Origin of the sequence: Stenotrophomonas sp. RG-453 (assembly GCF_033843685.1) — a bacterium.
GTDB classification, from domain to species: Bacteria; Pseudomonadota; Gammaproteobacteria; order Xanthomonadales; family Xanthomonadaceae; genus Stenotrophomonas; species Stenotrophomonas bentonitica_A.
In genome coordinates, this window is sequence record NZ_JAMYED010000011.1 from 102,341 (window position 1) to 125,650 (window position 23,310).

Below are 23,310 nucleotides of genomic sequence, written 5' to 3' on the forward strand. Positions count from 1 at the left end.
TCCCGTGGGCGTACCCATGGGATGCATCTTGTTCTGTTGCAAAGACCAACGGTCGTTGCCTACCGGTGAAGCCGGATGTCGCCGGTGTCGATAGTGACGTTGCCGGCCAGCGGCCGGCACTACCCGCTACTTGTCGTGCGTGATCAGCTGCACCACGCTGGAGAAATCCAGCTTGCCGCGACCGGCCTGGTGATTCATCGAATACAGGTTGCGCGCCAGCTCGCCCAGCGGGATCGAGGCGCCGACGCTCATCGCCGCTTCCACCGCCAGGCCCATGTCCTTGAGCATCAGGTCGCTGCCGAAGCCGCCGCTGTAGCCGCGCGAAGCCGGGGCGTTTTCGAGCACGCCGGGCCACGGGTTGCACACTTCGGTCGCCCAGCTGCGGCCCGTACTGACCGCCATCATCTGCGAGAGCACCTTCGGGTCCAGCCCGTGCGCGACGCCCAGCGCGATCGACTCACCGGTCACCGCCATGATCACGCCCAGCGCCATGTTGTTGCACAGCTTGGCGACCTGGCCGGCACCGCTGGCGCCGACATGGAAGATGTTCTTGCCCATCGCCTGCAGCAGCGGTCGCGCGCGTTCCAGCGCCTCGGCTTCGCCACCGACGATGAAGGTCAGGGTGCCGGCCTGGGCACCGGCAGTGCCGCCGGAGACCGGTGCGTCCAGCATCTGCAGGCCGCGCGCGGCAGCGGCTTCGGCGACCTTGCGGGCGGTGGCCGGCGCGATCGTGCTGCAGTCGATGACCAGCGCGCCGCCGGGGATGTCGGCCAGCAGGCCGTCGTCACCGAGGTAGACGCCTTCAACGTGGCGGCTGGCCGGCAGCATCGAGATGACGATCTCGGCCCCGGTCAGCGTATCCAGTGCCGAGCTGGCGGCGGTGGCGCCGGCATCGACGGCGGCCTGCACGGCGGCGGGCACCAGATCGAACACGCGCACCGCGTGACCGGCCTTGGCCAGGTTGGCGGCCATCGGGCCACCCATGTTGCCCAACCCGATGAATGCAATACGGCTCATGCGCGGCTCCTTTCAGGGACGGTGGCACCGAGGTCGGCCAGCGGATGCGCGGCATCCGACCACGGCGAAACGAAGAAGGTGCGGGCCCACTCGGCCGTGGCTTCGGCCAGCGTGCGCGGCTGCCACTGCGGGGTGCGGTCCTTGTCGATCAGCAACGCGCGGATGCCTTCGGCGAAGTCGCCGTGGCCGGCCGCATGCAGTGCTGCGATGTATTCGATGCGGTATACCTCGGCCAGCGAAGCGCCCTCGGCCAGGTGCTGCAGCTCGAACGCGAGCCGCGCCGAGCCGGGCGCACCGGCGGCAAGTGTGGCTTTCGCAGTGCTCAGCCAGGCATCGTCCGTGTCCAGCGCAAGAATCGCCTCGACGATCGCACCAACGTCGTCACCGGCGCACAGCGCGTCCACGGTGGTGGCATTGCGCAGCAGCGGACCGGTGGCCGCATCGCTGGCGTGTTGCTGCAGCAGTGCGGTCAGTTGTTCGTGGTTGCGCTTGGCCTCGCGGCTCCAGTGCACGTCCGCCAGCGCATTGAACACGGTCTCGCGCTGCGCCTCGGCGATGTGGATATCCGCCAGCCCGGCGTAGATCGCATCGCCGGCGTTGAGCGGTGCACCGGTCAGGGCCAGGAACAGGCCGCCGTGGCCGGGTACGCGCGGCAGCAGCCAGCTGCCGCCCACGTCCGGGAACAGGCCCACGGTGATCTCCGGGAACGCCAGCCTGGAGCGCTCGCTGACCACGCGGTGGCTGGCGCCGGACATCAGGCCGATGCCGCCGCCCATCACGATGCCATGGCCCCAGCACAGGATCGGCTTGGGATAGGTGTGGATGGCGTAGTCGACGCGGTACTCGACGTCGAAGAATTCGGCCGCGTACGCGTTGTCGCGGATGTCGGTCTTCCCGCCCTCGCGGTAGTCGACCATGCTGCGGTACAGGCTGTGCAGATCGCCGCCGGCGCAGAAGGCCTTATCGCCGGCGCCCTGCAGCACCACCAGCGCGATGCCGTCATCAACGGCCCAGGCCTCCAGCCGCTCGCGCAGCAGATGCGCCATCGGCAGCGAGAACCCGTTGAGCGTGCGCGGGGCATTGAGCGTGGCGATGCCGATGCGCGTGCCGTTGGCGGCGGCGCGCTCTTCGAACAGCACCGGCGCCTCGTCGTTGACGACGGCGGTGCTCATGCGTTCTTCCACTGCGCGGCACGCTTTTCCAGGAAGGCGTTCACGCCTTCGGCCTGGTCGGCGCTGTCGAACAGATCAACGAAGGCCTCGCGCTCGGCCACCAGCGCCGAGGCGTGGGTGCCGGTGCGGGTGGCCTGCACCAGCGTCTTGCAGGCGGCGATGCTGGTCGGGCTCTGCTTGCCCGCCTTGTGCGCCCACGCCAGGGCCAGTGCCTTGGCCTCGCCCTTGCCCACCTTTTCTTCCACCAAGCCGATACGCAGTGCGGTGTCCGCATCGATGCGCTCGCCCAGCAGGATCATGCGCTTGGCCCAGCCTTCGCCCACCAGGCGCGGCAGGTTCTGGGTGCCGCCGGCGCACGGCAGCAGGCCGACGGTGGCCTCCGGCAGCGCCACCTGGGCGTGTTCTTCGATGATGCGCAGGTCGCAGGCCAGCGCGCATTCCAGACCGCCGCCCATCGCGTAGCCGTTGATCGCCGCGATCGACACGCCACGGAACCCGGACAGCGCTTCAAAGGCTTCGCCGAAGCGACGTGCCGCTTCACGTGCGGCGGCCTTGTCGCCGGAGGCGAACTGCTTGAGGTCGGCACCGGCGGAGAAAAACTTCTCGCCATCGCCGGTGATCACCAGCGCGTAGATATCGCGGTCCGCATTGAGCGCGCCGACCAGATCGCGCAGCGCCGAGAGGCTGTGCACGGTCCAGGTATGCGCGGGCGGGTTGTCGAGGGTGATGACCGCGACGTGGCCATCGGCCTCGACCTTCAGGCCGACGTGATCATGCTGGCGCCACTCCATCATCGCAGTTCCTCTTCAGTGTTGAGCAGGTGGCGGGCCACGATCACACGCATGATCTCGTTGGTGCCCTCCAGGATCTGGTGCACGCGCGAATCGCGCAGCAGCCGTTCGATCGGGTATTCACGGATGTAGCCGTAGCCGCCGTGGATCTGCAGCGCATCGTTGCAGATGTTGAAGCCGGCATCGGTGGCGAAGCGCTTGGCCATCGCGCACCACACGTTGGCATCGCTGGCGCCGGCGTCGAGCTTGCGCGCGGCGGTGTGCACCATCTGCCGTGCGGCGACCAGCTGGGTGGCCATGTCGGCCAGCTTGAACTGCAGCGCCTGGAACTCCGACAGCGCCTTGCCGAACTGGCGGCGCTCGCCCATATAGCGGCGGGCGGCATCCACGGCGCCTTGGGCCGCACCCAGCGAGCACGCGGCGATGTTGATGCGGCCGCCGTCCAGGCCCTTCATGGCGAGCTTGAAGCCACTGCCTTCCTCGCCGAGCAGATGGCTGACCGGCACGCGTACATTCTCGAACGTGATGCCACGGGTCGGCTGGCTGTTCCAGCCCATCTTCTCTTCCTTGCGGCCGTAGCTGATGCCGGGCAGATCGGCCGGCACCGCGATCGCGCTGATGCCACCGGCACCGGCGCCGCCGGTGCGCGCCATCACCACCAGCAGCTCGGTGGCACCGGCGCCGGAGATGAAGGCCTTGGAACCGTTGAGCACGTAGTGGTCGCCATCACGCACCGCGCTGGTCTTCAGCGAGGCCGCGTCGGAGCCGGCCCCCGGCTCGGTCAGGCAGTACGAGGCCAGCTTGATGCCGGACGACAGGTCTGCGCCCCATTCGGCACGCAGACTCTCCTGGCCCCATTTGGCCACCATCCACGAGGCCATGTTGTGGATGCTGACATAGGCCGCCGTGGACGGGTCCACATTGGCGAGCTCCTCGATGACGACGGCGGCGTCCAGACGGCTCAAGCCGCTGCCGCCGACCTCGGGGTCCATGTACAACCCACAGAACCCGAGTTCCCCTGCCTTGGCGATCGCCTCGCGCGGAAAGATGCCCTCCGCATCCCATCGCGCGGCGTGCGGCGCCAGTTCGGCCTGGGCGAAGTCACGCGCTGCCTCTCTATAGGCCTGCTGCGCTTCGTCGAGTTCCGTCGTCATCGAGTGGCTCATGGTCGAACTCCGTTGTTGCGGTTGCTTACTTCAGGCTGATGGTGGTGTTGACGCCATGACCCAGCGTCTCGTCATCGAACCAGCGCGAGGTGATCGTCTTGGTCTGGGTGTAGAACATCACCACCTGCTTGCCGTACGGGCCCAGGTCGCCGAGCTTGGAGGCGCGCGAGCCGGTGAACGAGAACAGCGGCACCGGCACCGGGATCGGCACGTTGATGCCGACCTGGCCGACGTCGATGTCTTCCTGGAACTTGCGGGCGGCCGCACCGGACTGGGTGAACAGCGCGGTGCCGTTGCCGTTCGGGTTGGCGTTGATCAGTTCGATGGCGTCTTCCAGCGTGTCCGCTTCCAGGATCACCAGCACCGGCCCGAAGATTTCCTCGTCGTACACGCGCATGCCCGGCTTGACGCCGGCGAAGATGGTCGGGCCAACGAAGTTGCCCTTCTCGAAGCCATCGACCTGCGGGTTGCGGCCGTCGAGCACCAGCTTGGCGCCCTGTTCCACGCCCGAAGCGATCAGGCCTTCGACACGCTCCCGCGCGGCGCAGGAAATGACCGGGCCGACATCGGTACCGGCGACGCTGCCACCGCTGACCTTCAGCGTCTTGGCCTTGGCCACCAGGTCCGGCACCCACTCGCGCGCTTCGCCGACCAGCACCAGGGTGGAGGCGGCCATGCAGCGCTGGCCGGCCGCACCAAAGGCGGCACCGACCATCGCGTTGAGGCTCTGTTCTTTGTTGGCGTCCGGCAGCACCACGGCGTGGTTCTTGGCGCCCATCATGCACTGCACGCGCTTGCCGGCCAGCGAGGCACGGTTGTACACGTGGGTGCCGACGCGGGTGGAACCGACGAACGAAACGGCCTTGATGTCCGGGTGATCGCAGATCGCGTTGACCACGTCTTCGCCACCGTGCACGACATTCAGCACGCCCTTGGGGATGCCGGCTTCCAGCGCCAGTTCAACCAGGCGCATGGTGACCATCGGGTCCTGTTCGGACGGCTTGAGGATGAAGGTATTGCCGGTGGCGATGGCCATCGGGAACATCCACAGCGGAATCATCGCCGGGAAGTTGAACGGGGTGATGCCCGCGCAGACGCCCAGCGGCTGCAGCAGGGTGTAGGTGTCCACGCCGTTGGCGACGTTGTTGGCCAGCTCGCCCAGCTGCAGGTTGCCGATGGCAGCGGCGTGCTCGACCACTTCCAGGCCGCGGAACACATCACCTTCGGCATCCGGCACGGTCTTGCCCTGCTCGGCGCTGAGGATGTGGGCCAGCTCGCTCATGTTCTCGCGGATCAGCTGCTGGTACTTCAGGAAGATGCGCGCACGGGTGCCGATCGGGGTCTTGCGCCAGGTCTTGAACGCTTCCTTGGCCGAGGCGACGGCGGCGTCGACTTCGCCGGGGGTGGCAAACGGGACCTGGGCCAGGACGTCCTGGGTGGCCGGATTGACCACGTTCTGCCAATGCGAGCTGGCCGATTCGATGAACTGGCCATCGATCAACATGCGGATACGGGGCGCTGCAACAGTCATGGACAATCCCGGCGGGTCGAAAGTTGTTGGCATTATTCACAGTGCCACCCTCGATTTCCGGGCTGTATGCGCTTAATCTGGCCAATGCCCGCTACGATTCTTGTGAATTCTGTGAATAGCCAGCCTGTCCAACGCCAGCTCGGCCTGCGCCTGCTCAAACTGCGCGAGCAGCGCGGCTACAGCCAGTTGGCGCTGGCCAAGGCCCTGGGGCTGTCGGCCAGCTACTTGAACCAGATCGAGCGTAACAAGCGGCCGTTGACCCCGTCGGTGCAGGGCAAGCTGCGCGAGGTGCTGGGTGACGTCAGTGAACTGTTCGAGGTCGATGACCCCGGCGCGCTGCAGGAATCGCTGGGCGAGACCCTGCGCGATCTGGGCCTGGCCGATGTCAGCAGCACCGAGCTGCGCGCCATGGCCGGCAACCTGCCGCAGATCAGCCGCGCCCTGCTCGACCTGCACCGCCGCCACCTGATGCTGCGCGAGCACGCCGCCGCGCTGGAGTTCCAGCTGGGCGATGTGCATGCCGGGCAGGCGCTGCCCGCGGGCGACCAGGTACGTGACTTCTTCAACCGCATGCACAACCACATCCCCGAGCTGGACGACCTGGCCGAGCAGCTGTTCAGCGAATGGGGGCTGGTGGCCGGGCATGTTGCGCCGCGCCTGCGCCAGTTGCTGGCCGACCGCCATGGCGTGCTGGTGGAAGTAGGGCCGCTGCAGGCTGGCCGCGAGAAGCGCGTCTACGATGGCGGCAGCCGCACCCTGTGGCTGCCCGATTACCTTGAACCGGGCCAGCAGGCGTTCCAGATGGCCGCCGAACTCGCCCTGCTTGGCTACGCCGCGCAGATCGATGCGGTGATCGCACGCGCGGGCTTCGGCGAAGCGGAGCAGATCGCCCAGGCGCGGATCGGCATGTCCAACTACTTCGCCGGCGCGCTGGTGATGCCGTACGCGCAGTTCCTGCGTGCCGCCGAGCACAGCGCGTATGACATCGATGCGCTTGCCCATCGCTTCGGCGTGGGCTTCGAGGCGGTCTGCCATCGCTTGAGCACGCTGGCCCGGCGCAGCGCGCCCGGCCTTCCGTTCTTCTTCATCCGCGTGGACCGCGCGGGGAATGTGTCCAAGCGGCACTCGGCCACCGACTTCCACTTCTCACAGGTGGGCGGCTCGTGCCCGCTGTGGATCGTGTACGAAGCCTTCAACCAGCCAGGCCGCGTGCTGACCCAGACCGCGCGCATGCCGGACGGGCGCCGCCACTTCTGGCTGGCGCGGCAGGTGAGCAGCGGCCCGATCGGGCACGGCCAGCCACGCAAGACCTTCGCGGTGGCGCTGGGCTGCGACCTGCAGCATGCCGAACGGTTGATCTACACGCGCGGGCTGGATATCCAGAGCCCGGGCAACTCGGTCTCGATCGGCCCGGGCTGCCGGGTCTGCCCGCGCGAAGACTGCATGCAGCGCGCGTTCCCACAGCTACCGGGACGCGGGTAGCGTCGGCCGTTGGTCGACGTGCCTCCGGTGCCGAGAATGTTGGCCCCGACGTGGCGGGTAGAGTCGACCGTTGGTCGACTTGCCTCCGGTGCCAAGACGGCTGACCCGTCGCGAAGAGCAGCCGACCAACGGTCGGCTCTACCGGTCGTGTGACGTGTCATGGGCAGCCGACCAATTGCCGGCATTTGCGATCACGACGCGGTCCATGTCCGGCTCAATAGATCGGCGTCACTTTCATCTGCGGCAGCGGCCGGGGCGCACCGTCGGTGAGGTCCGGCCCCAGGTCTTCCCAGATCTGGCCCTGCTCGACCATGTGCCGCCACAGCTGCTGCGATTCGCGGCGCTTGTCTTCCGAGCTCAAGCGGTAGGACGGCGGCACCGGCGTTCCCGTGGCAACGCTCTGGTATGCATCCGAGTACGCCGCCACCCGCTGCGCGGGGTCGTCGGTGCGCGCCACATCCAGCGTGTAGCGCTGGTAGGCCGAGGCCAGATTGCGCCAGCGGATCCAGTAGTGGTTGGCAAAGGAGAAATCGCAGAAGCGCTCCCCGGCGATGCTGCCCTTGTCGGCGATGCGGCTGAGCACGGCCTGTGGCATGTCCAGGTTCATGCCGCCCTCGTCGCCCTCCAGCGCCACATGCACGATGCGGTCACGGTAGCCCGGCGCGCGGGCCTGCAGCACATCGCGCCAGTTCTGCATGGTCGAGACGATCGAAAAGAGAAAGCCGGACATTTCCGCGGCGGCCAGCGGCTGCGCGATGGAATGGTAGGTGCGCTGCCAGCCATGGCGGTTCTCGGTCGGCAGGAAAACCGCCTGCTCCGCCCGCGCATGCGTATCGCCGTGGGCCAGCACGCTGACCGCCTCGGCGTGACGCGGATACACCAGATTGATGCCGAAGGTCGGCCAGCGCGGCAACGCGGCGTCGAACAGGTGGATCGGGAAGTTGCTGCTGATGCCGCCATCGGAGAACCAGCACACACGGAACGCGGCGATCACCGGACCACAGCTCTGGCCACCACTGGTGAGCCCTTCCATGCTGTCGGCGACGTTGGCGTTGTCGCGTCGGGGCTCGGCATCGGCGACCGGCTCGCAGCGACGCTCGCGCCGGGCCGGCTCGTGCAGTGGCACTGCGCTGATGAGTAGTGGGAAGCTCAGGCTCATGCGCGTGGCCACCAGCACCGGCAGGTCCTCGCCATCGACCAGGCGGTAGTAGTCGCGCCCCTCGACGTGTTCGGGAGTGCCGGCGCGCGCGACCAGCCAGTCGACCACGCTGGCCGGGAACAACTGCGCGAACTCCTCGCGCAGGAACCAGAAGTGCGCCGCATTGAACGGCAGCGTGCGTGGTTCGGTGTGGGAGACGCAGGTGGTGATCATCTGCAGCGTGATCGCGTGCGCGCCACTGGGCTCGCCGGGATAACGTGGTGCGGCATGCAGGTCGCCGAAGGTCAATGGCTGCTCGTCCGGCTTGCCGGCCAATGCCTGCAGCTGGGTGTGCAGCCAATCCGTCAGCGCCGGTGCGGAAGCGTTCGGCTGGGTGCTGCCATTGCACAGGCCAAGCAGGTTACGCCGTGCCACGCGCGCCACGCGCAGTGCCGAGGCCAGCACGCCAGCGCCGTAGGCGCATAGCAACGACGGCAGCAGCGTCGCCCAGATGCCGTCGATGCCCCCGGCGAGGTAACCGATGCCGAGCAGGCCCGCCAGTGAGACCAGCAGTTCCAGCGGCGCGATCGCGAATACCGCGGCGAGCAGGCAGGCAATCTTGCGCAGCAGGCCAGCCTTGCCGGTCAGCATCACCAGCAGGCGGTACGCGGTACGCGCGCCATACGCCGGCTGGAACAGGCTGTGGATGAAGCCCTGCCGGGACAACTGCGCCGATACCCCGGCCAGCCCCGGAAAGCCTACCGCCGCGGCCACCGGCTCACCGGCCTGGCGTCGCCGGTCACCCAGCGCCGCTGCAGCGGCCACGGCAGCGGCAATGGCGCCGGCCGAGGTGCCGCCGATGCTCTTGAAGCGGTACTCGCGGGCCAGCGACAGCACCGCGTTGGGATACACGATGCCGCTGGTGATGCCGCCCTTCATGACCAGATCGCAGTACTTGTCCGCCACGTTGCCGTCCTCTGTCCGCCCGTGCGCGGCCGATCCGCACACCCTCCCCGCCTGCCCCCGCAACGATGCAGGGGCCAAAGAGGTCGATGGCGACAGTATCGCCCGTGCGCTTCTCAGGGCCTGAGAAGCGCGGCACGGAACGGCCTATTCGGCCTTGCCGGACTGCGGCACGCGCCGCACCTGGGAGAGGTCATAGCCCAGCGCGGCGACCCGGGTCATCGCCGCCTGGTAGTCCGCGTCGGAGATGGTCGGGGTGCGGGCCATCAGCCACATGTAGTCGCGCTTGCTGCGGCCGACGATGGTCTGCTGGTACTCCGCGTCCAGGTAGACGATCACGTACTCGGCCTGGATCGGCCAGATGAACTGCATGCCCCAGACCGCGCCGCCCGTGCCGTCCTTGACCGTCCCGACCGGGTGCATCGTCTTGACCGGCGCCTGGAAGCTGCCCTTGCGATAGCGGAAGGTGGTCTGGATGCGGCCATCCGGACGCAGTGCGTAGGATTCCACTGCGTCGAACGCCTCGCGCTCGGGCCGGCTGGGGATATGGGCGATCACATACCAGTCGCCCATGAAGCGCGGCACGTCCACGTGCGCCACCGGCGGGATCGGACGGGTGTTGCCACTGCAGCCGCCGAGCATCATGCCGACAGCCAGCAGGGGAATGAGAGCGCGGATCGACATGACGGCTTCCTCCAGGAACGTGGGGTGATCACGGACGGTTGAACAGGTAATGGGCCACCTGCCACTGCTGGCCCTGCTGATAGCCGAACAGTTCCGCGCAGGCCATCCAGAACATGCGCCAGCGCTGGTGCCACAGTGCGGCCGAAGCATCGCCGTAGGTCTGGCGCAGCACGGCCATCACCGCCTCTTTCTCGCGGTCCTGGTTGGCCAGCCAGTGATTGGCGGTGCGCTCGTAATGGGTGCCGTCGAGCAGCCAGCGCTGCTGCAGCTGCAGGTGCTGCTGGAAGAACAGCAGCGTATCGGCCGCCGGCATCAGGCCACCGGTGAAGAAATGGCGGCCCATCCAGTTGTCGTCGCCCTCGGTCTCGAACGGGTACATCAGCGTGCGGTGCACGAAGATATGCACGAACAGCTTGCCCTCGGGGCGCAGCCAGCGGTGGATGCGCTGCAGCAGCTGCGGGTAGTTGCGCATGTGCTCGAACATCTCGATGGAGACACAGCGGTCGAAGGTCTCCGCATCCAGCATCAGATGGTTCACGTCACGGGTCAGCACGGTGACGTTGATCAGGCCACGCGCGCGGCACTGGCCCAGGATGTACTCGCGCTGGCTGTTGGAGTTGGAGACAGCGGTGATCTGCGCGTTCGGGTAGCGCTCGGCCATCCAGAGCGTCAGCGACCCCCAGCCGCAGCCCAGCTCCAGGATGTGCTGTCTATCGGCCAGCTGCGCGCGCTCACCGTACAACGCGAGCATCGCCTCTTCGGCCTCGTCCAGCGTTTCGCTGCCCGTGGCGTAATAGCAGCTGCTGTACTTCAGGCGCTTGCCCAGGCAGCGATGGAAGAACGCGGCCGGCACTTCGTAGTGCTGGCGATTGGCCGCATCCACGTGCAGCGCCACCGCGCTGCTGGCCAGCCCGGCAATACGCGCGGCAAAGCGCTGCGACTGGACCTGCTGGCCACCGGCAAGCTCTTCGCGCAGGCGTTGCTCGCACTGGCGGCGGATGCCCAGCCGCAACAGCGCATCGGGCACGAGCCCACGTTCGGCCAGGCCGGTCAGGCCCGGTGCGTAGTCCGGCAGGGGCAGTTGGTCACTGGCGACATTCACGGTGAAGACTCCTTGCGGGCATGCGACGAACGGGAGGGGAACCACGGGAACAGCATCGGCGTGGTGCGCTGGTACTCGCGGTAATCCTCACCGCGCGAGCGCAGCGCCTGCGCCTCGGTGAAGGGAATGCCGCTGACCCAGCGCAGGAACACGTACATCACCAACGGGCCCGACCACGCCAGCCACCACAGCGGCGACTGCACGGCCAGCAGCACGTAAGTGAACCAGTGCAGCCACTCGAAGAAATAGTTGGGGTGCCGCGAGTAGCGCCACAGACCGTCACGACAGGTCTTGCCCTTGTTCGCGGGATTCGCGCGGAAGCGCGCCAGCTGGCGGTCGGCGATGGATTCACCGCTCACGCTCAGCAGCCACATCGCCATTGCCGCGATCAGCCAGCCCCAGCCCTGCGGTTGCGGATTGACCGACACGGCCACGAACGGCAGCGCGAACAGCACGATCAGCAGGGCCTGGAACTGGAAGAAGCCGAAGATCTTTCCCTGGTGGCCGTTCCAGTGCCTGCGCAGGTGCTGGTAGCGTCCATCCTCGGGTTCGCTGCGCACCCGGTGCCACAGGTGCAGCGCCAGGCGTGATCCCCACAGGCCACCCAGTACCGCCAGTGCGATCCGTGGCATCGCCGCACCATCGCCGAGCAGGGCCAGCAACAGGGCCGACGCGCCGACGCCCTTGGCCCAGAGCACATCGACCACGCCGATGTTCTGATGCCGGCGTTGCCACCACCAGCCCCAGGTCATGATCACGGCGGCATATAGCCACACCACCCACAGCATCTTCATCGTGTCTCTCCAGGAGTGAGTGTGTTCAAGGGGGCCGTGCGGCCCTGCCAATGGCGGGCGCAGGCGGCCAGCAGCGGCAGCGCGACCGCCCAGCCGAGGCCGAGCAGCAGCACGCCGTGCCACTGCGGTGTGGCGAACACCACCGAGGACCAACCGCGCGCAGCGGACAGATACGCCAGCGGCGCCAGCAGCAGGCCGACCAGCGCGGCGGCAATGAGATGCCGCTGCAGCACCGCGAACGACACCGTCAGCGTCATCGCGAAGGCGGCCCACAGGGCCAGAATCCAGACCGGTGCGATCCACGCGCGCTCATTGGCAGCCGCGTAGGTCACCCACCCGGACGCACCCGCCAGCCCATCCACGAGCAGGCCGCACCCGATCGCCACCAGCATGAGCCTGAGCTCCACCGACGGCTGCGCCGACAACGCCAGCTGGCTGCCCACGTAGGCAGCAGCCGCCACCAGCGCCGGCCAGCGCAGCCCGTGGCCGGCACCGATCACGGCGCACAGCCACACCAGCTGGTTGCCGATCACGTTGGCCCAGAATCGTGTCACTTCAGCCTTCCCCGGCAATCAGCGCGGGCCGGTAGCCCGGACGCGCCATCAGCAGGTGCGAGACGCCGATGGAGCGCTCCAGGAAGCCCCCCTCGCAGTAGGCCAGATAGAACTCCCACAGGCGGATGAAGGATGCATCGAAGCCCTGTGCGCGTACCGCGGGCAACTGGGCCAGGAAGCGCTGGCGCCAGGCACGCAGGGTCAGCGCATAGGACGGGCCGAAATCATGCTGGCCGATCAACTGCAGGTCGCTGCTGCGGGTCTTGGCGGCGACGATCGCGTTGATCGACGGAATGAAACTGCCGGGAAACACGAAGCGCTTGATGTAGTCGACGCTGCGCCGGGCCTGCTCGTAGCGCTGGTCTTCGATGGTGATGGCCTGCAGCAGCGCCAGGCCATCGTCCTTGAGTAACCGGGTGAGCGTGGCGAAGTAGGTGTCCAGGTACTGCGCGCCGATCGCCTCGATCATCTCGATGGAGACCAGCTTGTCGTACTGGCCCTCCATATCGCGGTAGTCCTTGAGCAGCAGGGTCACCTTGTCCTGTAGCCCGGCCGCCTCCACCCGCTGCCGGGCCAGCGTGTACTGCTCGACCGAGATGGTGGTGGTGGTGACGTGGCAACCGATGTGCCGCGCCGCGTACAGCGCGAAGCCGCCCCAGCCGGTGCCGATCTCGACCACGCGATCGGTGGCGGTGAGCTGCAGCTGCTCGCAGATGCGCGCGAGTTTGCGCTCGGAGGCCGCCTCCAGCGTGTCGTCCGGGCTCGCATACAGCGCCGAGGAGTACATCAGGTCCGGAGACAGGAACAGCGAGAAAAACGGATTGCCCAGATCGTAGTGCGCCGCGATGTTGCGGCGGCTGCCTTCGCGCGTATTGCGGCGCAGCCGGTTCCAGCCCTTCAGCAACCAGCCACCGACACGCGCCGGCCCGCCCTCCATGCCATCGAGCAGATCCCGGTTGCGCACCAGCAGCCGCACCAGCGCGACCAGATCATCGCAGCGCCAGTCGCCACGGATGTACGCCTCGCCTGCGCCCACACTGCCCTGCGCAGCCACTGCGCGATAGAAGGCCGGGTCATCCACCCACACCGTCACCTGTGGCGTGGCCTGTGGATCACCGATCACCACATCACCGAGCGCATCGCGCAGGCGCAGATGGCCGCCACGCAGCGGGGCGAGCTGAGCCAACAGGCGCCCACGCAGGAACCCTTCAAGGGCGGACGGCTGCGGCAGGGCCACCGCACGGGTCATGTCGTTCATGGGGATTTTCCGGCAAGAGAAGGGTGGTCATGGACGGGGTTGCGCTTGAGCCACAGGCGAAGCGCCTGCCAGTGGATCGCGGCCACCACCTTGAGGGTCATCAGCGGGTAGCGCAGCAGCACGCCGGCCAGGCCGCGCCCGGTGAGCGGATGGCGCTGCATCACCAGATCGGCATCGAACTGGCACGTCCCTTCGCGCCAGACCTGCATGTGCACGTGCAGGTCCTCGCCGGGCGCGGTGAAGCGCCAGCGGTACTCGCAGTCCATCTGCATGAAGGGCGACACGTGGAACTGCTTGTCGAACGACCAGCACAGCGCGCGGCCCTGGGCATCGGCCTGCGCCACCGGCAGCACGTAGGCGTGGCGCTCCTTCCAGGGCGTGTTGGTGATCTCCGCCACGATGCTGTCCAGCGTCGTGCCGTCGGCGGCATAGCAGTAATAGAAGCTCACCGGATTGAACACGTGGCCGGCATACCGCGGATGCGTCAGCAGGCGGATCGGCCCGGCGGGCGCGTGGCCCAGTGCCTCGGTGATGCGTGCACGTACGGCATCGACCAGCGGCTGATCGGGCGCACCGAGATAGTCGCTGCGGCGGAACTCGACCACGTTGCGGCGACCCACCGACCACAGCCAGCGCCGCTCGAACAGGCGCGGCAGTTCGTCCAGGTCCAGCAGCAGCTGCGCGATCGGGTAGCCGAACGCGTGCGCGTGCGGCGCGTGCCGCCGATGGCGCATCCAGCCGCGATAGATCGCACTGGCGGTCATGCCGGCAGTGCCTCGGCCAGCGGCCAGTAGGACTCGGCATCCAACGCCTGCAATGCATCGACCACGCGGCGGGCACTGCGGATGCCATCCTCGTGGAAGCCCCAGCCCCAGTACGCACCGGCGAACCAGGTCCGGCGATGGCCCTGGATTTCCGTCCAGCGCTGCTGCGCCCGCACCATCGCGTGGTCGTGCACGGGATGGGCATACTGCAGGCGGCGCAGCACGGTGGCCGGATCGACCGCCTCGCTGCGGTTGAGGGTAACCACCAAGGGCGTGGGGGTATCGATGCCCTGCAGCAGGTTCATGCAGTAGCTGACCGTGCACGGCGCCAGCGGGTCGCGCGGCACATGCGCGTTCCAGGCGGCCCAGGCCTTGCGGTCACGCGGCAGCAGACTTGCATCGGTATGCAGCACCACCTCGTTGGGCTGGTAGCGGATCGCACCCAGTACCGCGCGCTCGGTGAGATCGGCATCGGACAGCAAGGCCAGGGCCTGGTCGCTGTGGCAGGCCAGGACCAGCTGGTCGAAGCCTTCCAGCCCGGCAGCGCTGTGCACGCGCACGCCATGCTCGTGGCGCTCCACCCCGAACACGGGACACTCCAGCCGCTCGCGGACCTGCCAGCGGCTGCGCAGCGCATCGATGTACCGTGCCGAGCCGCCCTGCACTACCCGCCACGGCGCGCGCCCGGTCATCTGCAGCATCTGGTGGTTGGCCATGAACTGCACCAGGTAGCGCGCCGGGAAGGCGGCCAGACTGGCCGTGGGCGAGGACCACAGTGCCGAGGCCATCGGCAGCAGGTGTTCGTCGATGAAGGTGCGGCCGTAGCGGCCCTTGGCCAGGAATTCGCCCAGCGAGGGGCCGTCATCGTCACGCTCGAGCAGCGCCGGTGCTTCGCGGTAGAACCGGCGCAGATCGCGCAGCATCCCCCAGAAGCGCGGCGAAACCAGATTGCGGCGCTGGCAGAACAGCGTATCCAGCGAGGTGGCGTTGTACTCCAGCCCAGTGCGCTCGCTGTGCACCGAGAAGCTCATGGTGGTCGGCTGCGAGGCGACGCCCAGTTCCTCGAAGAGCCCGGTGAGCAGCGGATAGTGCGCGGGATTGAACACGATGAAGCCGGTGTCCACCGCGTGCGTGCGGCCGTCGACCTCCACCTCATGCGTGTGGGTGTGGCCCCCCAGGTAGTCGTTGGCCTCGAACAGCGTCACTTCGTGCTGCTGGCTCAGCCACCACGCACTGGCGAGGCCGGCGATGCCCGATCCGACCACGGCGATACGCATGTCAGTGCTCCGCCTTGGCCAGCACCCAGGCCGGCACGGGTTTGAGATCGCGTACCAGGCCCAGCGCGGCCATCGCCCGCAGGCCATACCAGGTGACATCCACTTCCCACCAGTAGAAGCCCTGGCGCGCGGTACCCGGGAAGAAGTGGTGGTTGTTGTGCCAGCCTTCGCCGAACGTCAGCAGGGCGAGCCACAGGTTGTTGCGGCTGTCATCACCGGTGTTGAAGCGCTGGCGGCCGAAGCGGTGCGCCAGCGAGTTGATCGTCACCGTGGCATGGAACAGCACCACGGTGGAAATGAAGAAGCCCCACACCAGCATCTGCCCGCCGCTGGTGCCCCAGGACGGCGCGATGCGCTCGAGCAGGGCGCCCAGGCCGAACAGGGCAGCGGCCAGTGCGATCGGCACCAGCGTGTCGAAGCGGTCCAGCCAGCGCAGCTCGGGGTACTTGGCCAGGTCCGGAATGCGCGACCAGTCGGTGCGGAAGCCTTCCACGGTGAGGAACCAGCCCATGTGGCTCCACCAGAACCCATGCACCGAGGGCGAGTGCGGATCAGCGGCGGTGTCGGTGTGACGGTGATGGTTGCGATGATGCGCGGCCCACCACAGCGGCCCACGCTGCACGCTGGAGGCGCCGATCAGCGCGAAGATGAACTGCACGGTGCGCGACGTGCGGAACGTGCGGTGCGAGAAGTAGCGATGGTAGAACGCGGTGATCGCGAACATCCGGACCGCGTAGAGGGCCAGCGCCACGCCCACCGCGACCCAGGAGACACCTACCCAGATCACCGCCAGACAGGCCAGGTGCATCGCCGCGAAGGGGATCGCCCGCACCCAGTCCACGCGCTGCGGCTGGTCCACCGCGGCGGCAGCATCGGCGCTGGTATCGAACCAACGCCACAGCGTGGCCCAGCGGCGTCGCTGTGCGGTGCGTCCTGCGTCGGGGGTGGGGCTGACCGACATGAATCGCTTCTCCTGAGGCGTTATCAGGAGATACGGGAGCCGGCGGCGTTTGGATGCACGGATCCGGAAAATAATTCCGGACGTGCCCGGTTACAGGTTCGCGATGTCGCCCTTGGCGATGATCGGGCCGGTCGGAATGCCCTGTGGCGCACCGGTGGCCGGCTCGAGCGTGATCGCCAGCACCGAGCCGTTTACAAGCGCATCACGCAGCGTGTCCGGAACGGCAACCGTGTGCGCGCGATCGATGGAGACCAGACCGAGCGAGCGCGGTGCGCCTCCGGCCGGGATCAGCCACAGCTCCGGCGCGCGTCCGGCGGCATCCGCCGCGGCCGGCACCGGCACCATCAGCACCTTGCCCTGGGTTTTGTCGACCGAGGCCAGCCAGCCCGGGGTGCCATCGTCGTGCAGCAGCGGCGTGACCGGCCTGGTGGCCTGCTCCGGCTCGGCCGGCCTCGGCGGCGTGGTGGGTGTGACCGCGACCGGCGTGGACACCGGTGCGGTCGGCGCCAGGTCACGGCGGCTGAACACTGCCACCAGTGCAAGCGCGGCAGCCAACGCGGTCATGCCCTGCCAGAACCCGGTGCGCTGCCAGAGGCGCGGTGAGCCGGCCGTTGCGGCAGGCCAGCCCAGCGAGGTGCGGATGCGTGGCCACAGATGCGCAGGCACCGGTTCACTGCCGAGCGATGCGAGCAGGGGCGCGAGGCGGTTCTCCCACTGCGTCACCAACCGTGCAAAGCCGGGATCGCTGGCGATGCGCCGTTCGGCGCCGGCGCGCTGGGCGGCATCGAGCACCCCAAGCACGTACTCGCCGGCCAGGATGTCGGCGCTCGGCGGCTCGCCGTCGTCATGCAGATCATGGAGGTCGCGGACGTTCATCGTTCCAGGCACACGCGAAGTTGGCCCAGCCCGCGGCGGATCCAGCTTTTCACCGAGCCCAGCGGCGAGCCGATGCGGCGCGCCAGTTCTTCATAGCTGGCGCCTTCCAGGAAGGCCAGCCGGATCAGCGAGCGACGGCGCGGCTCCAGCGTATCCAGGCAGTCCTGCAGGCGCTCGTGATCCGACGCCTGCTCGGCCACCTGGGCCGGCTGCGGCGCGACATCTGGGAGTTCCTCGGCGACGGACAGATCATCCAGCGCACGCGGCGGCGCCGCGCGGAGACGGTCGATCGCGCGGTTGCGGGCCATCATCGACAGCCAGGTCATGGCCGCCGCCTTGGCGCGGTCGAACTGCGCCGCCTTGTTCCAGACCGCGGTGAAGACCTCCTGCAGGACCTCTTCGGCATCCCCGCGGTCGCGCAGCACATGCAGGCAGATGGCGAACAGGCGGCCGGAGGCCAGCTGATAGACCGATTCGAACGCCTGGCGATCCCCGCCGGCGACCCGGGCAAGCAGTTCATCCAGGCGGTGTGATGCGGCGGCGGCGTCCAGCTCGGGCATTGCAGGCTCAATGTCGATAACGGGCGTATCGGCATCCTCGTTGCTCCCGGCGCCGTCTGCAAGGGGGCGATCAGGCACCGCATGTCTTCACCAGCGGCTGCGTCCGCGCGGCGGACAACTCGGCCGCAGGCGTGGCAACCGGTGCCGCCGGAAACTCGACCCGCACCTGCGGGTACCTGCCCTTCTCGTCACGGACGTTGCCGGTGCCGATGAACTGCAGCAGGCGCTGGTCGGCGGTGGCATAGACCAGCGTGACCGCCGGCACCGCGAAGCCGAACCAGGCGTCGAGCTTCATCTGCAGCTGCTCGGCCGGCTCGCCCTGCCAGCTCACCGCGCCGGTGCGCTGGAGTTTCAACGGCACCAGGCGCTGCCGACTGGGCAGCAGGAACTGGAAGGCCACGCTCTGCCCGGCCTGCAGCGCGGCCCAATGGCTGCGCACCGCCGCATCGAAACCGGCATCCACCACCGCCCCCGAAGGAAGGGTGATGGCGCGGCTGAAGGTGGGTGCCTGGGCGCTGGCGCGGACCGATACCTGGCGGTCGGCGGCACGGCCGCGCACGCCTTCCTGATATCCGTCGCGACCATCGTCCAGGGTGAAATCCGGCGTCTGCGGGCTGCCCTGCGGGGTCATCCACTTGCGCGCGAAGGGCCGGCCGTCACTGCAGCGGTACAGCACCAGGCGCGACTGTGCGTTCGCCGGCCCCTGCAGCCAATGGGTCTCCCGATACAGCAGGCGGCCATCGGCAGTGGCGTACGCGCGGCCTTCCTGGCGCTGCACGGTCTGATCGGCGGCACTTACGGGGGCGGCGCTCACCGACAGCAGCAGGATCAGGCAGGGCAAGGGCTGGCGCATGGGGGTCCAAACGGGCGGGCTTGCAGGGAGATACGCAGGCGGCGGTGGTTTGGATGCAGTGGGCGGATCGCGCAGACGACTTGACCATCGCCCGCCTTCGGCCTACCTTGTGCTCGCCGAAGGTATCCATCGCTTCATGCAGATGAAGGGATGGATTTAAACGGGAATCCGGTGAAGGCGCCTCGCGCGCCCATTCCGGAGCTGCCCCGCAGCGGTGAATGGAAACGACACCTGCCAACAGCACTGGGCCTTGGGGCCTGGGAAGCGGCAGGGAGTAGGTGGGCGCCCGCGCCCGTGTCCATCAGCCCGAATACCGGCCCGGCCGGAGGACATGACCGTCCTCCGATTCGACCTGGAACGTCCGCGGGGAGGTTGCCGGGGCCTGCCGCCCTGCCGCCTGCATGGCGCTGCCCCCGTGCGTCCGCTTCACGGCATCCGGTTCGCCCGCGGGGGCGAAGGTCGCTGGCGGGGCGGAACGGGCTGCAAGGCCCCGGACGGCGCGCGGTTCCTTCGTTCCTCAATGCCCCTACGCAATGAGGACACGTTCCAATGACCACTGTTACCACCCTGGGTTTTCCGCGCATCGGTGCCAAGCGCGAACTCAAGCGCGCGCTCGAAGCCTTCTGGTCCGGCGAGAGCAGCGCCGCGTCGCTGCAGGACACCGCGGCCGAGCTGCGTGAACGCCACTGGCAGCTGCAGCGCGAGGCCGGCGTGGATGTGCCGCCGAGCAATGATTTCAGCCTGTATGACCAGGTGCTGGATGCGGCCTTCCTGTTCGATGCGATCCCGGCCCGCTACCGCGCGCTCGCCGATGCCGAGCCCCTGAGCGGCTACTTCGCGATGGCGCGGGGCCTGCAGCGCGATGGCATCGACCTGTATGCGCTGGAAATGACCAAGTGGTTCGACACCAACTACCACTACCTGGTGCCCGAGCTGCAGGCCGGCCAGACCTTCACGGTGCGCGGCGACAAGCCGCTGGCCGAATACCGCCAGGCCAAGGCGCTGGGGATCGAAACCCGGCCGGTGCTGATCGGGCCGGTCACGTTCCTGCGGTTGTCCAAGACCACCGATGGCAGCAACGCGCTGGACCTGCTCGATGCGCTGCTGCCGGTGTATGTGCAGTTGCTTGGCGAGCTCAAGGCGGCCGGCGCGGCGTGGGTGCAGCTGGATGAGCCACTGCTGGTGCAGGATCTGGATGAAGCCACCCGCGCCGCATTCGAACATGCCTATGCGGTGCTGGCCAAGGCTACGCGCCCCAAGGTGCTGGTGGCGACGTACTTCGGCGCGCTGGAAGACAACCTCACGCTGGCCGCTTCGCTGCCGGTCGATGGCCTGCATGTGGATCTGGTCCGCGCGCCGGAGCAACTCGATGCGGTGATCAAGGCGCTGCCGGCCGGTCGCGTGCTGTCAGCCGGCCTGGTCAACGGCCGCAACATCTGGCGCACCCATCTGGACAACGCGCTGGTGCTGGCGCGCTACGCCCACGGTCACGTGGGCAGCGATGCGCTGTGGCTGGCGCCATCGTGTTCGCTGCTGCATACGCCGGTCGATCTGGACCACGAAAAGAAGCTCGATGACGAACTGCGCAGCTGGCTGGCGTTCTCCAGGCAGAAGCTCGGCGAGCTGCGCGTGCTGGCCGACGCGATCGATGCACCGGCGCGTGCCGAAGCGCCGCTCGCCCATTCACGCGAATGCATCGAATCGCGCCGTCGTTCGCCGCGCGTGCACAACCCGGTCGTCGCCGCGCGCCTGGCCGCGCTGACCCCGGCCGATGCACAGCGCCACAGCCGCTATCCGCAGCGCCACCTGGCCCAGGCCGCTGCGCTGAAGCTGCCGCGCTTCCCGACCACCACGATCGGTTCCTTCCCGCAGACGCTGGAGGTCCGTGAGGCGCGTGCCCGCAACAAATCCGGCAAGCTGTCCGATGCGGATTACGATGCCTTCCTGGCCACCCAGACCGAACACTGTGTGCGCGTGCAGGAGCAGATCGGGCTGGACGTACTGGTGCACGGCGAGTTCGAACGCAACGACATGGTCGAGTACTTCGGCGAGCAGCTCGATGGCTTCGCCTTCACCAAGAATGGTTGGGTGCAGAGCTACGGCTCGCGCTGCGTGAAGCCGCCGGTGATCTTCGGCGATGTGACGCGCCCGCAGCCGATGACCGTGCGCTGGTCGCAGTACGCGCAGTCGCTCACCCAGCGGCCGATGAAGGGCATGCTGACCGGACCGGTGACGGTGCTGCAGTGGTCGTTCGTGCGCGACGACCAGTCCCGTGCGGACACCTGCCGGCAGATCGCGCTGGCCCTGCGCGATGAAGTAACCGACCTGGAGGCCGCCGGCATCGGCGTGATCCAGATCGACGAGCCGGCGATCCGCGAAGGCCTGCCGCTGCGCCGTGCGCAGTGGCGCGACTACCTGGACTGGGCGGTGGAAGCGTTCCGGATCAGTGCCAGCGGCGTGCGCGATGCGACCCAGATCCACACCCACATGTGCTACTCCGAGTTCAACGACATCATCCACTCGGTGGCCGCCATGGATGCGGACGTGATCTCGATCGAGACCTCGCGCTCGCGCATGGAACTGCTCGATGCCTTCGTGCGCTTCCAGTATCCCAACGAGATCGGCCCGGGCGTGTATGACATCCATTCCCCGCGCGTGCCGGACAAGGCCGAGATGCTGGCCCTGCTGCGCAAGGCCGCCGAAGTGCTGCGCCCGGAGCAGATCTGGGTCAACCCGGACTGCGGCCTGAAGACCCGTGGCTGGCCGGAAACCCGCGCGGCGCTGGAAGCGCTGGTGGCCGCCGCGCGTGAACTGCGCGAGGAAACGGCAGACGCCAACGCCGCCTGATCCGACCCTTGTAGACAGCCCCAAGGACCCCATCGCCGCCGTTGCCGGCGGTGGGGTCGACGAGAAACGCATGAACCTGCATGACCTGACACCGATCGACCGACCCACCCTGTCCCTGCCCGACGGGCACACCAGACTGCTGCTGCATTCGTGCTGCGCACCGTGCTCGGGCGAGGTGATGGAAGCGATCACCGCTTCCGGCATCGATTACACGATCTTCTTCTACAACCCCAACATCCACCCGGTAAAGGAATACGAACTGCGCAAGCAGGAGAACATCCGCTTCGCCGAGAAACATGGCGTGCCGTTCGTCGACGCCGACTACGACACCGACAGCTGGTTCTCGCGCGCCCGCGGCATGGAGAACGAACCCGAGCGCGGCATCCGCTGCACGATGTGCTTCGACATGCGCTTCGTGCGCACCGCGCTTTACGCGCATGAGAACGGCTTTGCGGTGATCAGCAGCTCGCTGGGCATCTCGCGCTGGAAGGACATGAACCAGATCAACGACTGCGGCCACCGCGCCGCCGCGCACTATCCGGGCATCCAGTACTGGGATTACAACTGGCGCAAGGGCGGCGGTGCCGCGCGGATGGTGGAGATCAGCAAGCGCGAGCAGTTCTACCAGCAGGAGTACTGCGGCTGCGTGTACTCGCTGCGCGACGCCAACCGCCACCGCCGCGAGACCGGGCGCGAGCGGATCAAGCTGGGCGTGCTGTATTACGGCGATGGCACCTCGAAGCAGGGCGACGCCGACTGACCGCTGCAGGGGCGTCGGCTAGACTGGGCGCCCCTACAGCCGTGAAGCCGCCATGAGCCGTTACCCCGCCGATGTCGCCCTGGTCGTGATCGACCTGCAGCCGGACTTCATGCCCGGTGGCGCACTGGCCTGCGTGGACGGCGATGCGATCGTGCCGGACATTGCCGCCCTGCTGGCCGAACGCCGGTACGCCACCGTGGTGGCGACCCAGGACTGGCACCCGGCCGACCACGCCTCCTTCGCCAGCCAGCACCCGGGGCATCTGCCGTTCGAAGCGATCCTGCTGCACGCCCAGCCGCAGACCCTGTGGCCGGACCACTGCGTGCAGGGCAGCGATGGCGCCGTGCTGCATCCGGGCGTGGACTGGACGGTGGCTGACCTGATCCTGCGCAAGGGCACCCGGCGCGAGGTGGACTCATACAGTGCTTTCCGTGAAAACCATGGTCCCGACGGCACCCGCCCCGCCACCGGCCTGGCCGGCTGGCTGCATGAGCGCGGCATCCGCGAGGTACATGTGTGCGGCCTGGCGCGCGATTACTGCGTGCTGTGGAGCGCGCAGGACGCGATGAAATCCGGGTTCCGGGTGAAGTTCCTGTGGGACCTGACCCGGCCGGTGACCGACGCCAACGATGGGATGGTGCGCGAGGCGTTGGCGAAGGCAAAGATCGCGGTGATCTGACGGGCGAACCCGGGCGCCGGCCGGAACGGCGTACCGACCAACGGTCGGTACCTGCCGGATCAAAGAACGATCGGCGGGTGC

21 protein-coding genes and 1 riboswitch are annotated in these 23,310 nt (G+C 67.9%); of the genes, 4 read left to right on the plus strand and 17 right to left on the minus strand.

All coding sequences use genetic code 11. From position 1 onward, the window contains the following. Nucleotides 1-126: 126 nt before the first annotated feature. The 5 genes from mmsB to NJD74_RS18865 are packed head-to-tail and all read right to left on the minus strand — an operon-like array spanning nt 127 to nt 5,677. Nucleotides 127-1,017 carry a 3-hydroxyisobutyrate dehydrogenase gene (gene mmsB / locus NJD74_RS18845; RefSeq protein ID WP_046272315.1) on the minus strand — a complete coding sequence of 297 codons (891 nt, stop codon included), beginning with the start codon at nt 1,015-1,017 and terminating at the stop codon, nt 127-129. Further along, complete coding sequence (locus NJD74_RS18850; protein ID WP_319624768.1) at nt 1,014-2,189, minus strand: enoyl-CoA hydratase/isomerase family protein; 1,176 nt, start codon at nt 2,187-2,189, stop codon at nt 1,014-1,016. Before NJD74_RS18850 ends, mmsB begins: the two co-directional genes overlap by 4 nt. Next, entirely contained in the window at nt 2,186-2,983 is a 798-nt protein-coding gene (locus NJD74_RS18855) for an enoyl-CoA hydratase (RefSeq protein WP_102788851.1), read from the minus strand. The genes NJD74_RS18850 and NJD74_RS18855 overlap by 4 nt, the downstream gene beginning before the upstream one ends. Then, nucleotides 2,980-4,146: an acyl-CoA dehydrogenase family protein gene (locus tag NJD74_RS18860; RefSeq protein WP_019185505.1), complete on the minus strand. Its 1,167-nt coding sequence runs from the start codon at nt 4,144-4,146 to the stop codon at nt 2,980-2,982. Before NJD74_RS18860 ends, NJD74_RS18855 begins: the two co-directional genes overlap by 4 nt. A gap of 25 nt (nt 4,147-4,171) precedes the next feature. Beyond that, nucleotides 4,172-5,677, minus strand: coding sequence for a CoA-acylating methylmalonate-semialdehyde dehydrogenase (locus NJD74_RS18865; RefSeq protein WP_019185504.1), 1,506 nt, complete (start codon nt 5,675-5,677; stop codon nt 4,172-4,174). A gap of 84 nt (nt 5,678-5,761) precedes the next feature. Between NJD74_RS18865 and NJD74_RS18870 the strand changes: the two genes are divergently transcribed. Continuing rightward, nucleotides 5,762-7,159, plus strand: coding sequence for a short-chain fatty acyl-CoA regulator family protein (locus NJD74_RS18870; RefSeq protein WP_319624769.1), 1,398 nt, complete (start codon nt 5,762-5,764; stop codon nt 7,157-7,159). A 214-nt stretch (nt 7,160-7,373) separates the two neighbouring features. Here NJD74_RS18870 and NJD74_RS18875 read toward each other — a convergent pair whose 3' ends face one another. The 12 genes from NJD74_RS18875 to NJD74_RS18930 all read right to left on the minus strand — a co-directional run bounded on the left by NJD74_RS18875 (nt 7,374) and on the right by NJD74_RS18930 (nt 18,943). Continuing rightward, entirely contained in the window at nt 7,374-9,263 is a 1,890-nt protein-coding gene (locus tag NJD74_RS18875; RefSeq protein ID WP_319624770.1) for a patatin-like phospholipase family protein, read from the minus strand. Between the two features lie 144 nt (nt 9,264-9,407). Continuing rightward, on the minus strand, nt 9,408-9,944 hold the full coding sequence (locus tag NJD74_RS18880; RefSeq protein ID WP_070474369.1) for a lipocalin family protein: 537 nt from the start codon (nt 9,942-9,944) through the stop codon (nt 9,408-9,410). Between the two features lie 28 nt (nt 9,945-9,972). Continuing rightward, nucleotides 9,973-11,046 (minus strand): class I SAM-dependent methyltransferase, encoded by a 1,074-nt coding sequence (locus tag NJD74_RS18885; protein WP_319624771.1) that lies wholly within the window; start codon nt 11,044-11,046, stop codon nt 9,973-9,975. Continuing rightward, entirely contained in the window at nt 11,043-11,840 is a 798-nt protein-coding gene (locus tag NJD74_RS18890; RefSeq protein ID WP_102788845.1) for a DUF1295 domain-containing protein, read from the minus strand. The genes NJD74_RS18885 and NJD74_RS18890 overlap by 4 nt, the downstream gene beginning before the upstream one ends. After that, a complete protein-coding gene (locus NJD74_RS18895) occupies nt 11,837-12,394 on the minus strand; it encodes a DUF2878 domain-containing protein (RefSeq protein WP_070474363.1) in 558 nt (185 codons plus the stop codon). Before NJD74_RS18895 ends, NJD74_RS18890 begins: the two co-directional genes overlap by 4 nt. A gap of 1 nt (nt 12,395) precedes the next feature. Beyond that, a complete protein-coding gene (locus NJD74_RS18900) occupies nt 12,396-13,652 on the minus strand; it encodes a cyclopropane-fatty-acyl-phospholipid synthase family protein (protein WP_070474357.1) in 1,257 nt (418 codons plus the stop codon). Beyond that, nucleotides 13,649-14,416, minus strand: coding sequence for a DUF1365 domain-containing protein (locus NJD74_RS18905; RefSeq protein ID WP_070474354.1), 768 nt, complete (start codon nt 14,414-14,416; stop codon nt 13,649-13,651). Before NJD74_RS18905 ends, NJD74_RS18900 begins: the two co-directional genes overlap by 4 nt. Then, the gene (locus tag NJD74_RS18910) at nt 14,413-15,693 is read right to left on the minus strand and encodes an FAD-dependent oxidoreductase (protein ID WP_319624772.1); all 1,281 of its coding nucleotides are present in this window, start codon (nt 15,691-15,693) and stop codon (nt 14,413-14,415) included. Before NJD74_RS18910 ends, NJD74_RS18905 begins: the two co-directional genes overlap by 4 nt. A 1-nt stretch (nt 15,694) precedes the next feature. Then, complete coding sequence (locus tag NJD74_RS18915) at nt 15,695-16,654, minus strand: acyl-CoA desaturase (RefSeq protein ID WP_046272303.1); 960 nt, start codon at nt 16,652-16,654, stop codon at nt 15,695-15,697. Nucleotides 16,655-16,744: 90 nt separating this feature from the next. Then, nucleotides 16,745-17,530 carry an anti-sigma factor gene (locus tag NJD74_RS18920; protein WP_319624773.1) on the minus strand — a complete coding sequence of 262 codons (786 nt, stop codon included), beginning with the start codon at nt 17,528-17,530 and terminating at the stop codon, nt 16,745-16,747. Then, nucleotides 17,527-18,090, minus strand: a complete 564-nt coding sequence (locus NJD74_RS18925; protein WP_319624774.1) for a sigma-70 family RNA polymerase sigma factor — start codon at nt 18,088-18,090, stop codon at nt 17,527-17,529. The genes NJD74_RS18920 and NJD74_RS18925 overlap by 4 nt, the downstream gene beginning before the upstream one ends. A 70-nt stretch (nt 18,091-18,160) precedes the next feature. Further along, complete coding sequence (locus NJD74_RS18930; RefSeq protein ID WP_083298849.1) at nt 18,161-18,943, minus strand: hypothetical protein; 783 nt, start codon at nt 18,941-18,943, stop codon at nt 18,161-18,163. Nucleotides 18,944-19,046: 103 nt separating this feature from the next. Continuing rightward, nucleotides 19,047-19,280: riboswitch (cobalamin riboswitch) on the plus strand. A gap of 212 nt (nt 19,281-19,492) precedes the next feature. Between NJD74_RS18930 and metE the strand changes: the two genes are divergently transcribed. From metE to pncA, 3 genes are all read left to right on the plus strand, one after another. Then, nucleotides 19,493-21,790: a 5-methyltetrahydropteroyltriglutamate--homocysteine S-methyltransferase gene (gene metE, locus NJD74_RS18935; RefSeq protein WP_319624775.1), complete on the plus strand. Its 2,298-nt coding sequence runs from the start codon at nt 19,493-19,495 to the stop codon at nt 21,788-21,790. Between the two features lie 70 nt (nt 21,791-21,860). Then, entirely contained in the window at nt 21,861-22,550 is a 690-nt protein-coding gene (locus NJD74_RS18940; protein ID WP_319624776.1) for an epoxyqueuosine reductase QueH, read from the plus strand. 52 nt (nt 22,551-22,602) lie between these two features. Further along, nucleotides 22,603-23,229: a bifunctional nicotinamidase/pyrazinamidase gene (pncA, locus tag NJD74_RS18945; protein WP_319624777.1), complete on the plus strand. Its 627-nt coding sequence runs from the start codon at nt 22,603-22,605 to the stop codon at nt 23,227-23,229. Nucleotides 23,230-23,310: the final 81 nt, after the last annotated feature.